Source organism: Kitasatospora sp. NPDC127060, from assembly GCF_042724935.1.
In the GTDB taxonomy this organism is placed as follows: Bacteria; Actinomycetota; Actinomycetes; order Streptomycetales; family Streptomycetaceae; genus Kitasatospora.
Genome location: NZ_JBHXEG010000012.1, coordinates 124,846 through 136,784, shown reverse-complemented (window position 1 = coordinate 136,784; position 11,939 = coordinate 124,846). Strand labels below are relative to the sequence as shown.

The following is an 11,939-nucleotide window of genomic DNA, read 5'->3' as shown; positions in this document are numbered from 1 at the left end:
GCGGTGGTCCGCACACCGTCGCCCCCGCCGTCAGGTCCGGCCGTTCGGCACCCACAGTCCGGCCGGACCCCGCTCGGGCGTGCCCCGGGCCGGGCCTGCCCAACTCAGGACCGAACCCGGTTCAGACCCGAGTCAGTTGACGTTGACCGCGGTCCAGGTGGCCGCGACCGCGTTGTACTCGGCACTGTTCGCGCCGTACAGGTCCGACGCCGCGCTGAGGGTGGCCGCACGGGCGCCCGCGTAGTCGGTCGTCGAGGTGAAGTACGCCGTCAGCGCCTTGTACCAGATCTGCGCGGCCTTGTCGCGGCCGATGCCGGCGAGCGAGGAGCCGTCGGCCGTCGGGCTGTTGTAGTTGAACCCGTTGATCGTCTTCGCGCCGCTGCCCTCGGACAGCAGGTAGAAGAAGTGGTTAGCCACACCGGACGAGTAGTGCACGTCCAGGTTGCCGACGTTGGCGTCCCAGGAGTCGGCCGAGGAGCCGTCCTTGCTGGGCTGGTCCATGTAGCGGAGCGGGCTGCCGTCGCCGCGCAGGTTGATCAGCTCGCCGATCCAGTAGTTCGGCGGGTTGGAGGGCAGGTTGGCGTACCACTCCACCATGGAGCCCATGATGTCGGAGGTGGCCTCGTTGAGACCGCCGGACTCGCCCGAGTAGTTCAGGTTGGCGGTGGCCGCGGTGACGCCGTGGCTCATCTCGTGGCCGGCCACGTCGATCTCGGTGAGCGGGGCGGCGTCGCCGCTGCCGTCGCCGTACGACATGCAGAAGCAGTCGTCGCTCCAGAACGCGTTGACGTAGTTGGAGCCGTAGTGCACCCGGCTGAGGGCACCGACGCCGTCGTTGCGGATGCCGTTGCGGCCGAAGGTGTTCTTGTAGAAGTCCCAGGTGGTGGCAGCGCCGAACTGGGCGTCCACGGCGGCGGATTCGCGGTTGCTGTTGGTGCCGTCGCCGAAGTTGTTGCTGGTGTTCGCGAAGAGCGACCCGCTGCCCGACTCGCTGTTGCTCATGTCGACGGTGGACTGGCCGCCGCGGCTGGTGTCCTTGAGCTCGTACTGCGAGCCGTTCTGGTTGGTGTCCAGCCCGACCTTGCCGACGAAGATGCCGGTGCCGGTGCCGGCGGCGGTCTCGATCTTCTCGTGGGTGGAGAGGACCTTGCCGTCGGCCGCGTCGGTGACCAGGATCTGGGCGCTCGGGGTGCCGTCTGCGCGCACGCCCTCGACGGTGGTGCGGTAGGCGAGCCGCGGGGTGCCGTCGGTGGCCCACACGACCAGCTGGGCCTTGCCGACCTGGTGGACGTCGGCCAGCGGGGACGCGTCGGCGTCGATGGTCTGCCCGATGGTGGCCTTGACCGTGCCGGAGGCCTGGTCGGCGGCCTTGTCGGCCGGGATCTTCGGGCTCAGGCTCGGCAGCGCGATCTGGGCGGCGACCGCCTTGTCGACCGACTTCACCGCACCGTCGGCCTTCTGGTGGACGACCAGGTCGCCGCCGATCACCGGGAGGCCGGCGTAGGTGCGCTCGAAGCGCAGGTGCCGGGTGCCGTCCTTGTCGACGATGGCGTCCTTGGCGACCAGCTTCTCCTGGGAGCCCAGGCCGAGCGCCTTGGCGAGCGGCGCGGACTGGCCGCTGGCCACCGCGAGCACGGCCTCGTGCTGCTGGGCGGCCTGCGCCTGCAGCGAGGGGGCCGCGGGGGCGGCCTGGGCGACGGCGGCGGTGGTGCTCACCTGGACGACACCGGTCAACATGGCCGTGGCCGAGAGTACGGCTACAGCAGCGAGCTTTCGCTTCACGGGCGAGTCCTTCCGGGAAACCGCGTGTGGGCGCGGTCGCACCACGTCCCGGGGGCCGGGGTCGGCACCTGTGGGGCGGAACGGGCGCTGACGTGCTGAAACCCCGTACGGTCGAGCGGCTCGCCACCGAGGGGTGGGGGTGGGGGCTACCGCTGGGGGATGACCAGAAGCATGACAATCCAGCAGGTGAATTGACAGGTCTGCCTCAGTTATTGGCCAGGTCCCGCCAGTTGGTAAAGGAATTCAAAGGCCGGTCAAATCGGGGCAATCCACGGCGTCTTGCAGGGGGTTCCGATTCGAACCAGTGCCGAACCGCCTGCGTCGACGGCCGATCGCCCGTCGACCGTCAATCCGGCGAGCGCCGTTGATCATTGTTGATCACGGGCCGGTCGACTTTTACATCTCTGTAGAACTTTCCATACATACCCTTGACAGCCGGATGGCGAGGTCCCGCCACCGGCCACCCTTGCCCGCCGAACGGCGGTCTGCTAGAGATTCGGCCGGCACACCGGGCAGAGCACCGCACCGCCATGGCGGTGTGTCACTGCAGCCGCCATTCCTGGGCCGTGTTCCCGGGCGTGCAGGCGACCATGGTGACGGCGTTGCCCGGCCCGTTGTCCGTCATGCAGGACTGGTTCTGGTAGTCGGCCAGGGTGTACGACCCCGCGGTGCTGCCGGCCCGGACCGTCCACCGGGTGAGGAAGCTGAAGCCGTTGCTCAGCACCACCTTGCCGTCCATGGTCTGGACCAACTGGGGGCCGCCGCTGTTGCAGGCGTTGAACACGATCCAGTTGCCGGGATCGGTGGAACGCACCCAGCCGTACTGTGAGGCGCCGCCGAGGACGAGCGGGTTGTCCCCGTTCAGGTTGTCGTCACGCATCCCGATCGGACGACCGTCCCGGACGCTGACGATGGAGCTCCAGTTGCCGCCGCCGCAGGACGGCGGCCGAGGGTTGCCACCGGTCGACGCGCTACCCGAGCTGCCGCCCTGCGAGGCCGAGTTGCCGGGCTTGGCAGGCGGCTGGTCGGCCGTACCGCCCCCGCCGGCGGGCTGGTTGGCCTGGCCGCCGGCGGAGCCGCCGGGGTTCGCAGCACCGCCCGGGCTCGTGCCCCCGCCGGGGTTGGTACCGCCGCCGTGCCCCGGTCCGCCGCCGTTCGCACCGCCGTTCCCGCCCTGGGCCGGCACCGGGACGGGCACCTGGGCGCCAGCCGACGGCTGGCCCGCAGCGGGGGTGCCCGACGGGGTGTCGGTCGGCTGCGGGGTGGCGGGCGCCGAGGTGGTGGCGGCCTCGCTGGTGGTGCCCGGGGCGGCCGGGACGGTCACCACCACGGTGGGTAGGGCGGCCGGCGGCGCGGCCGCGTCGGCACTGCCGGGGCCGCGGTCGACGAACAGCGCGGTCGCCGTGCCCACCGAGATGACGATCGGGACGACGACCGGCAGCAGCAGGGTGCGGCGCGAACGGCGCCGGCCCGGCTCGGTCTCCGCCCTCGGGTCCACCTTCACCACCTGCTCCGGTCCGGCCGGAGCGGCGGCCCCGCCCGGGACCACCGCCGGGGCCGCCGCCCCCTCCCGCAGGTCGATCGTCGCGGTGTCCGCCGCCTTCCGCGCCGCACCCGGCAGGCCGATCGCCACCCGGGCCGCCGCCGCCATCCCGGCGGCGCTCTCGAAGCGGTCCTCGGGGCTCTTGGCCAGCGCGGTCGCGACCAGCGCCCGCACCGCCGCCGGGAAGGTCTCCGGCAGCTCCGGCACCGGCTGGTTGACGTGCTTGAGCGCGACCTGCAGCGGCCCCTCCCCCTGGTACGGCACCCGGCCGACCAGCAGTTCGTAGCAGACCACGCCGATCGAGTAGAGGTCGGAGGCCGGGCCGGTGGCCTCCCCGGAGGCCTGCTCGGGGGACATGTAGGCCGCGGTGCCGATGATCGCGTAGGGCACGGTGAGCTTGGTGCTGGCGACGGCCCGGGCGATGCCGAAGTCGGTGACGACCACCCCGCCGTCCTCGCGCACCATCAGGTTGGAGGGCTTGAGGTCGCGGTGCACGATGCCCCGCCGGTGGGCGGCGTGCAGCGCGTCAAGGGCTTCGGCGAGCAGACGCAGGGCGCGCTCGGCGCTCAGCGGACCGTCCTCCTTGAGCACCCGGTCCAGCGGCCGGCCCTCGATCAGGTCCATCACGATGTAGGCGCAGTGCTCGTCGCCACCCCCGCCGCCCTCGCGGCCCCCGCCGCCCTCGCGGCCCTCACCGCTCTCGCCGCTCTCGCCGTAGTCGTGCACGCCCACGATGCCGGGGTGGTCGATCGCCGCGACCAACTGGGCCTCGCGGCGGAACCGTTGCACGGCGGTACCGTCCTCGAACAGGTCCGCCCGGAGGATCTTGACGGCCACCGACCGGGCCAGCACCTGGTCCTCGGCCCGCCAGACCGAGCCCATCCCCCCGCCGCCGATCTTCTCGACCAGCGTGTACCGCCCGCCGAGCACGGTGCCCGCGCTACTCATCTCCCCTGCCCCCCAGGTGTCATGACCCTCCCCCGGGTCGTCGGCACTCAGTGTGCCAGAGGGTGCCCTCGGCTCAGCAGGGGCCACCAGGCCTCAAAGTCCGGCGTCCCGGGCGTTTCGGACCTGCTCGGACACCTCCCGGACGGCCGCGGCGACCACCCCCGGCCGGTCCTCGTGGACGGCGTGCCCGACACCGGGCACCACCCTGTGCACACCCCGGGCGGCACCGGCCGTGATCCGCGCCTGTGCGGCGGTGAAGCGGGCACGCAGCGCACGGGGCAGCCCCTCGGTGGCGCTCAGCACGGTGACCGGCACCTCGGGCAGCGGCCCGGCGGCCCGCAGCCGGCGCAGCCGGGCGGTGGCGCGGTTGGACAGCCGGTTCTCCGCGAGCACGGCCCGTCGCTGATGGGGGTGGGCGAGGACGGCCGCCTCGGCCCGGGCGAGCGCCCCCGCCGAGCCCGGTACGGCCCGGTCGGGCGCGGGCGCCCCCCGCCTCAACCCGGCCCGCAGCAGCCCGATCCGGAGCAGAACCGTCTCGATGACGCTGATCGCCCACGGCCGGAAGTCCTCGTGCGCCGGGTCCACCAGGACCAGCCCGGCCACCAGCTCCGGTCGCCGCCGGGCCAGGAGTTGGGCCAACTGACCGCCCCAGCTGTGCCCGACCAGCACGGCCGGTCCGGCATCCAGCCGCCGTACCAGGGCGGCGAGGTCGCCGACCTGCGCGGCGAGGGTCAGGACCGGGGCGCGGTCGGGGTCACTGGCGCCGAGGCCGGCTCGGTCGTACGCCACGACCCGGCCCAGTTCGGCGAGTTCGGGTAGTAGCGGGGCCCAGGTGAGCGAGGACGTGCCGTTGCCCGCGACCAGGACGATCGGTGCGGCGGTGACCGGACCGGCCTCCAGCCAGCGCAACGCCCGCCCGCCGCGGTCGAGTTCACCCGCCCGGAGCCCGCCGGGAGTGTGCTCGGCCAGCACCTCGGCGACGGCCTCCTGAACTCCTTCGAGGCGCAGGCCGGTTCGCGTGTTCCATCCGTTCGGCACGTACGCCCCCGTGAACTCGTCGACGGGGCCCGCCACCCGCCCGGCCCGACCGACCGCGCCCCCCGGCGCCCACTCTACGACCGGCGGATCGGGGCCGACAGACCGGCGCCCGGCCGGGGTCGGCCCGATCGGGCGCCGGTCCCGCGATCAGGCCGGCAGGTTGCGCTTCAGCAGGTCGAACAGCGCCGACCAGTGCCGGGCGTCGCCGACCGCGTCGTAGCGGGTGGTGTCGGCCTGGGTGTAGCCGTGCCCGGCGCCCTCGTACACCTCCGACCGGTGGCGGACGCCGGCGGCGGTGAGGGCCTCGTCGAGCCGGGTGATCTGCTCGGGCGTCATCGACTCGTCCTGGTCGGCGTGGCCGAAGTACAGCTCGGCGGTGACCCGTCCGACCTCCAGGTGCGGGCTGTCCGGGCGGTCGGTGACGAGGCGGCCGCCATGGAAGCCGGCCGCGGCGGCGACCCGGTCCGGGTGGCCGATGGCGGTGCGCAGGGCGAGGTAGGCGCCGAGGCAGTAGCCGGTGACGCCGATCGGGCCGTCCGTGACCAGCGGGGAGCCCGCGAACCAGGTCAGGTAGGCGTCCGCGTCACGGACCACCACGTCCGGGGCGGTGGCGGGCAGGAGCAGCGGGCCGATCTGGGCGAAGATCTCATCGCACTGCTCGATGTCGATCAGCTCGGGCAGTTCGACCAGCGGCGCCCGGCCGCTGCGGTAGTACACGTTGGGGACGAGGACGGTGTAGCCGGCCTCGGCGATCCGGTCGGCCATGGCCTTCAGGTGGGGCCGGAGCCCGAAGGCGTCCTGGTAGAGCAGGACGCCCGGGTAGGGCCGGCCGTCGTCGGGGTGGGTGAGGTAGGCGTCGGCGGTGCCGTCCGCCGTCGGGATGTCCACGAGGGTTCCGCGCACGGTCATGGGTGAGAGTTCTCCTTAGGATCCGTGGGCAGCGTAGCCCGCGGATGCCCGGAACCGGGAACGCCCTTGCGACGGTCGTGCGTTGGGCCGGACATGGGATTGGTCGTGGGCGTGGTGTGCGTGGTGGCGGTACTGGTCGGGCTGGTGGTGCTGGCCGGCTTGCAGGTCCGGGACGAGTCCTCGCCGCACCGCCGGAGCAGGCCCGCGGTCGGGGTCGGCGGTGGCGGTGGCGGTCTGGTGGACGAGTTGCACGCGATCTTCAGCCCGGGCAAGCGGATCCAGGTCGAGCAGCGGCGGGAGCAGACCTCGCGCCGGGACGACACCGAGGCCGGGGCGCCGCCGCACTTCGGGGTGGACCTGGACCGGGGCGTGGCGGTACTGCGGCGACAACCCGAGGGTGACGGGGGCGCACAGCGGTAGGGCGTGCCTTCGAACTCCCGCCGTCAGAACCGGCGCAGCCGCTCCTCGTCGCCGGTGCGCGGGCAGGTCAGACAGGCGACGGCCGCCGGCTTGACGGCGTAGTAGAGGCAGCAGCCGAGCCGGGTGCGGGTGTGGTGCTCGCGGCCGTCCGGGGTGCGGAGCCGGCGGAAGTCGGCGGCTCCGGCCAGCGGTTGGGTGCCGCCGGGCAGCAGGGCTGCGGCGGCGGCCACGGCGGCGTCCTCGCCCGCGGTTCCACCGGCCCCGGAGTCCGGCACGTCCCCTGCCTCCGCCGCATCCCCGGCGGCGTCGAGCATCCGGCCGAGGTACCAGACGGCGGAGGCGAGGTCGTCGGTCACCATGCCCCAGAGCGCGCGGTCGCGGCGCCGGGTCGGGCCGGCGAAGGCGGCGAGCACCGGTTCGAGGTGGGCGACCACGGCCGCTCGCAGTTCGGCGCGCAGTTCGTCGTCGCCGGGGTGGGTGGCGTGGCCTCGTGGGCGCAGTGCGAGCTCGCCGGTGGGGGCGTGCAGCCAGAGGTCGGCGGGGTCGACGGCGGGGACCCGCCGGGCCAGCTGCCAGGGACCGGCGATCAGCAGGCAGGCGGTCCAGGCGTAGTGGTGGAGCAGCCGGGAGGCGGTGACGTGCGGGCGGGGCGCGCAGCCGTGTTCGGCGGCGATGCGGGCCTCCTGGCCGGCCAGGACGGCGGCCAACGCCCCTTCGTCGGTGGCCAGTCGGGCGCCGGAGTACCAGCCGTCGGCGGCCGACGGGTCGGGCTCGGCGGGGTCGAGCAGGTGCAGCCGCAGGACGGGGCAGAGTTCGCGCAGCCGCTCGTAGTCGCGGACCAGCGCGGCAGCCGGAGCGTCAGGCCGCGTGACAGCCGGGGCGACGGGCGGGGAGGTAGCCGACGCGACGGCCGGGGAGGCAGCCGACGCGCCAGGCAGCACCGCAGCCGGGGCGACGGGCAGGGGTGTTCCGGGGACCATCGGCGCTCGCTCCCGAGTTCGACATCGACTCCGAGTGATCGATTAAGGTGAGCCTCACCTTACAATGCCTCAGGGGGTGCACCAACCGCCCGGCCTCCCCACCGGTCGCCCTCGCTCGCCCGTCGACTCGACCTTGACGAACTTAGGTAAACCTAACCTAAGATATCGACTCGTGTTGAGAACCGACCCGCCGGCCACCACGGCCCCGGCGACGCCCCGTTCCCCGGCGATCCGGCGGCCCCTGCTGCTGATCGCCGGAGCGTGCGCGCTCGTACTGTGCGCCGCCCTGAGCCTCGCGCTGGGCTCCCGAGCCATCCCACTGTCCACCGTCGTCGACGCCCTCACCGGCGCCGCCCACGGCGGAGACGCCGATGTGGTGACGGGCCTTCGAGTCCCTCGCACGCTCATCGGACTGGCCGTCGGGGCCGCGCTCGGCGTCGCCGGGGCGGTCGCCCAGGGCGTCACCCGCAATCCGCTGGCCTCCCCGGTCACCCTCGGCATCAACGCCGGCGCGAGCCTCGCCGTGGTCGCCGCGATCTACGCGCTGGGCCTGTCCCGGCCGTCCCAGTACGTCTGGTTCGCCTTCGCCGGGGCGGCCGTCGCCGCCGTCGCCGCGTACACCATGTCCCGCCGCGGCGGGGACCTCGACCCGGTCCGGCTGGCGCTCGGCGGCACGGTGCTCACCGTGGTGCTCACGTCCTGGACCTCCGCGCTGATGCTGGCCAGTCACCGCACCCTGGACGAGGCCCGGTTCTGGCTGGCCGGCTCGATCGCCGGGCGGCACCTGGACACCCTCACCCCCGTGCTGCCCTTCCTGGCGCTCGGCCTGGCGGCCGCCTTCGCGATCTCCCCCGCGCTCAACGCGCTGGCCCTGGGCGACGAGACCGCCCAGGCGCTGGGCGTGCCGGTGGCCCGGATCCGGGTGGTCGGCGGCCTCGCCGTGGTCCTGCTCGCGGGCAGCGCGGTCGCCGTCTCCGGCCCGGTGGCGTTCATCGGACTGGCCGCGCCGCACCTGGTCCGCGCGCTGCTCGGCAACGACCACCGCTGGCTGCTGCCCGGCTGTCTGGTCACCGGCCCGCTGCTGCTGCTCGCCGCCGACGTGCTCGGCCGGCTCGTGGTGCAGCCCTCCGAGATCGAGGTCGGCATCGTGACCGCCTTCCTCGGCGCACCGCTGCTCGCGGTGCTGGCCCGGAAGGTGGCCAAGTGAGCGCGCGGAACGAGCGAACCGTCCAGAAGGGCGCCATGAGCGAAGCCCCCGCCGAGCGAAGCGTCGGACAAGCGGAGCGCGGTGGGCGCATGAGCACGCTCGCCACCCCGCTGAGCGCGATCGCGCGCCGCCGGGCCCGTACCGCCGCCTGGTCGCTGCTGGCCGTCGCCCTGCTGGTGCTGCTCACCGGCATCGCGCTCGGCACCGGCCAGGTGAACATCTCCGCCTGGGACGCGCTGCGCGCCCTGTTCGGTCAGGGCGAGCCCGGCGACGTCCTGGTGGTGCAGCAGTTCCGGGCGCCGCGGGTGGTGTCGGCACTGATCGCGGGCGCCGGACTGGCGATGGCCGGCTCGATGCTGCAGCGGCTGTTCCGCAACCCGCTGGCCGCCCCCGACACCATCGGCATCACCGGCGGTGCCTCCTTCGGCGCGGTGCTGATGCTCGCCACTGGCGCCTCCCAGCAGTTCATCCCGCTGGCCGCGGTCGGCGGCGGACTGCTCGCCGCGCTGCTGCTGGGCGGCTTCGCCTGGCGCTCCCGGATGGCCGTGACCCGGCTGGTGCTGGTCGGTCTGGCGGTCCAGCAGGGCCTGGCCGCCGCCGTGAACCTGATGATCGTACGGTTCCCGGCCGAGTTGGCCTCCTCCGCGATGCAATGGACCACCGGCTCGCTGTACGGGCGCAACTGGACCGAGGTGTGGATCGGCGGCACCGCCATCGCGCTGACCGCCGGGGCCGTGGTGCTCTGCCAGCGGCGGGTCGCCGTCCTCGACCTCGGCGACGACTCGGCCGGCGGCCTCGGCCTCGACGCCGCCCGGGACAGGCTCTGGTTGCTGCTGCTCACCGTCACCCTCGCCTCGCTGGCCGCCGCCCTCACCGGGCCGGTCGCCTTCGTCGCGCTCGCCGTCCCCCACCTGGTCCGGCTGCTCGCCGGACCGCCCACCCCCGGCACCCTCGGCCTCACCGCGCTCACCGGCGCCGTGCTGCTGCTCTCCGCCGACCTCCTCGTCCTGCACGTGATCCCCGTCCACGGCCTGCCGGTCGGTGCCGTCACCGCCACCCTCGGCGCGCCCTGGCTCCTGGTGCTGATGATCCGCCAGGGCCGGCTTCCCCAGAGGAGCAGCTGATGACCAGCCCCACGGAGTCCAACCGGCTCGCCGCCCACGGCCTCGCGCTGCGCTACGGCGACCGCACCATCGTGGACGGGCTCGACCTCGAACTACCCGGCGGCGCCGTCACCGCGATCGTCGGACCGAACGCCTGCGGCAAGTCGACCCTGCTGCGCGGCCTCGTCCGACTGCTCGACCCGGCCGCCGGCACCGTCACCCTGGACGGCGCCGACATCCACCGGATGCCCGCCCGCACCCTCGCCAAGCGGATGGGCCTGCTGCCGCAGCAGCCGGTCACCCCGGAGGCGGTCACCGTCGAGGCGCTGGTACGGCTCGGCCGCTACCCGCACCAGCGGATGCTCAGCCCGTGGTCCAAGGCCGACCAGGCGGCGGTCGAGGAGGCGCTGGCGCGCACCGGCACCGCCGAACTGCGCGACCGGCAGGTCGACCGGCTCTCCGGCGGTCAGCGCCAGCGGGTCTGGATCGCCCTCGCCCTCGCCCAGGAGACCGACCTGCTGCTGCTCGACGAGCCGACCACCTTCCTCGACCTGCGGCACCAGCTCGACGTGCTGGACCTGGTCGCCGACCTGCACGCCGAGGCCGGGCGCACCGTCGTCATGGTGCTGCACGACCTCGGGCAGGCCGCGCGGTACGCCGACCACCTGGTGGTGCTCAAGGACGGGCGGCTCGCCGCGGCCGGCCCGCCCGCCGAGGTGCTGACGGCCGAGCTGGTGGAGGCCGTGTTCGGCGTGCCGTGCCGGGTGGTGCCCGACCCGGAGACCGGCACCCCGCTGGTCGTGCCGCGTGCCCGGGTCCGCGCCGCCACCGCGCCCGCCGCCACCGCGCCTGCCGCGCCCGCGGCTGTCGCCGCCACCGCTCTCTGACCCGAACCCCCTTTTCCCGTCCCCCCGTTCGACCCGATCCAAGGAACTCCGATGAACCGCCGACTCCCCGTCGCCGTCCTCGCCGTCACGCTGTCCGCCACGCTCCTCGCCGCCTGCGGCAGCACCGGTGACGGCGCCAGGTCGGGCGGCGACTCCGCCTCCGCCGGCGCCTCGGCAGGCACCGCCGCCGGGTTCCCGCGCAGCGTCAAGCACGCCGCCGGGACCGCCCAGATCAAGGCGCAGCCCAAGCGCGTCGTGGTGCTGGACAGCGGCGAGCTGGACGACGTCACGCTGCTCGGCATCACCCCGGTCGGCGCGGTGTCCCCGCACATGAAGACCGAGGGCGGGTTCCCGAACTACCTCAAGGACAAGATCAAGGACACCAGGGACGTCGGCCCGATGAACGAGCCGAACCTGGAGCTGATCGCCTCCCTGAAGCCCGACCTGATCCTCTCCTCCAAGGTCCGGCACGCCAAGGTGTACGACCAGCTGAACGCGATCGCGCCGACGGTGCTGGCCGAGACCACCGGCTTCCCGTGGAAGGAGAACCTGGCCCTGTACGCCCAGGCGCTCGGCAAGGAGGACGAGGCGAAGAAGGCGCTGGCCGACTACGAGGAGCGGGCGCACAAGCTGGGCGAGGCGATCAAGGCGAAGTACAACGGGACGATGCCGACCGCCTCGGTGGTCCGCTTCGTGGCCGGCCCGACCCGGCTGTACGCCAAGGCCTCGTACAGCGGTGTGGTGCTCAAGGACGTCGGCCTGACCCGACCGGCCCCGCAGGACGTGGACAAGAACATCATCGAGGTCAGCGCCGAGCAGATCAGCCAGGCCGACGCCGACCTGGTGTTCGTCACCACGGCCGACGACCCGACCAAGACCAAGGAGAGCGAGGTCCAGCAGACCCCGGTCTGGAAGGGCCTGAACGCCGTCAAGAACGACAAGGTGTTCACCGTGCCGGACGAGACCTGGATGTCCGGCATCGGCGTGCAGGCCGCGGACGCGATGCTCGTCGACATCGCCAAGGCGGCGGGCGTGGACGCGCCGAAGTAGCCGTCGCTTCGCCCTCCACGAACAGCTGATGGCGAACAGATTTCAGAGTTCAGCTGACAGATGTCAGATAAC

At 73.5% G+C, this 11,939-nt stretch carries 10 protein-coding genes; 5 read left to right on the top strand and 5 right to left on the bottom strand.

Annotation, left to right across the window (positions count from 1 at the left end):
• Positions 1-132: 132 nt before the first annotated feature.
• The 4 genes from ACFWIS_RS10365 to ACFWIS_RS10350 form a co-directional block, all read right to left on the bottom strand.
• Positions 133-1,782, bottom strand: a complete 1,650-nt coding sequence (locus ACFWIS_RS10365; protein ID WP_380450948.1) for a M4 family metallopeptidase — start codon at positions 1,780-1,782, stop codon at positions 133-135.
• Positions 1,783-2,323: 541 nt separating this feature from the next.
• Positions 2,324-4,273, bottom strand: a complete 1,950-nt coding sequence (locus ACFWIS_RS10360; RefSeq protein ID WP_380450950.1) for a protein kinase — start codon at positions 4,271-4,273, stop codon at positions 2,324-2,326.
• Positions 4,274-4,366: 93 nt separating this feature from the next.
• Positions 4,367-5,311 (bottom strand): alpha/beta fold hydrolase, encoded by a 945-nt coding sequence (locus ACFWIS_RS10355; protein WP_380450952.1) that lies wholly within the window; start codon positions 5,309-5,311, stop codon positions 4,367-4,369.
• A 147-nt stretch (positions 5,312-5,458) separates the two neighbouring features.
• Positions 5,459-6,220 (bottom strand): dienelactone hydrolase family protein, encoded by a 762-nt coding sequence (locus tag ACFWIS_RS10350; RefSeq protein WP_380450954.1) that lies wholly within the window; start codon positions 6,218-6,220, stop codon positions 5,459-5,461.
• A 93-nt stretch (positions 6,221-6,313) separates the two neighbouring features.
• Between ACFWIS_RS10350 and ACFWIS_RS10345 the strand changes: the two genes are divergently transcribed.
• Entirely contained in the window at positions 6,314-6,640 is a 327-nt protein-coding gene (locus ACFWIS_RS10345) for a DUF6191 domain-containing protein (protein WP_380450956.1), read from the top strand.
• 23 nt (positions 6,641-6,663) lie between these two features.
• Here the strand turns inward: ACFWIS_RS10345 and ACFWIS_RS10340 are convergent, their stop codons facing one another.
• A complete protein-coding gene (locus ACFWIS_RS10340) occupies positions 6,664-7,620 on the bottom strand; it encodes a (2Fe-2S)-binding protein (protein WP_380450958.1) in 957 nt (318 codons plus the stop codon).
• 172 nt (positions 7,621-7,792) lie between these two features.
• Between ACFWIS_RS10340 and ACFWIS_RS10335 the strand changes: the two genes are divergently transcribed.
• The 4 genes from ACFWIS_RS10335 to ACFWIS_RS10320 all read left to right on the top strand — a co-directional run bounded on the left by ACFWIS_RS10335 (position 7,793) and on the right by ACFWIS_RS10320 (position 11,867).
• Positions 7,793-8,827 (top strand): FecCD family ABC transporter permease, encoded by a 1,035-nt coding sequence (locus tag ACFWIS_RS10335; RefSeq protein ID WP_380450960.1) that lies wholly within the window; start codon positions 7,793-7,795, stop codon positions 8,825-8,827.
• Between the two features lie 89 nt (positions 8,828-8,916).
• The gene (locus ACFWIS_RS10330) at positions 8,917-9,951 is read left to right on the top strand and encodes a FecCD family ABC transporter permease (protein WP_380450962.1); all 1,035 of its coding nucleotides are present in this window, start codon (positions 8,917-8,919) and stop codon (positions 9,949-9,951) included.
• On the top strand, positions 9,951-10,817 hold the full coding sequence (locus ACFWIS_RS10325; protein ID WP_380450964.1) for an ABC transporter ATP-binding protein: 867 nt from the start codon (positions 9,951-9,953) through the stop codon (positions 10,815-10,817). Before ACFWIS_RS10330 ends, ACFWIS_RS10325 begins: the two co-directional genes overlap by 1 nt.
• Before the next feature lie 51 nt (positions 10,818-10,868).
• Complete coding sequence (locus ACFWIS_RS10320) at positions 10,869-11,867, top strand: ABC transporter substrate-binding protein (protein WP_380450966.1); 999 nt, start codon at positions 10,869-10,871, stop codon at positions 11,865-11,867.
• The last annotated feature ends 72 nt before the right edge of the window (positions 11,868-11,939 follow it).

What these genes read in the sequence shown, in the direction of transcription:
- ACFWIS_RS10320 (WP_380450966.1), top strand. Translation starts at nt 10,869, where the DNA reads ATGAACCGCCGACTCCCCGTCGCCGTCCTCGCCGTCACGCTGTCCGCC.
- ACFWIS_RS10325 (WP_380450964.1), top strand. Translation starts at nt 9,951, where the DNA reads ATGACCAGCCCCACGGAGTCCAACCGGCTCGCCGCCCACGGCCTCGCG.
- ACFWIS_RS10340 (WP_380450958.1), bottom strand. Translation starts at nt 7,620, where the DNA reads ATGGTCCCCGGAACACCCCTGCCCGTCGCCCCGGCTGCGGTGCTGCCT.
- ACFWIS_RS10360 (WP_380450950.1), bottom strand. Translation starts at nt 4,273, where the DNA reads ATGAGTAGCGCGGGCACCGTGCTCGGCGGGCGGTACACGCTGGTCGAG.
- ACFWIS_RS10330 (WP_380450962.1), top strand. Translation starts at nt 8,917, where the DNA reads ATGAGCACGCTCGCCACCCCGCTGAGCGCGATCGCGCGCCGCCGGGCC.
- ACFWIS_RS10350 (WP_380450954.1), bottom strand. Translation starts at nt 6,220, where the DNA reads ATGACCGTGCGCGGAACCCTCGTGGACATCCCGACGGCGGACGGCACC.
- ACFWIS_RS10345 (WP_380450956.1), top strand. Translation starts at nt 6,314, where the DNA reads ATGGGATTGGTCGTGGGCGTGGTGTGCGTGGTGGCGGTACTGGTCGGG.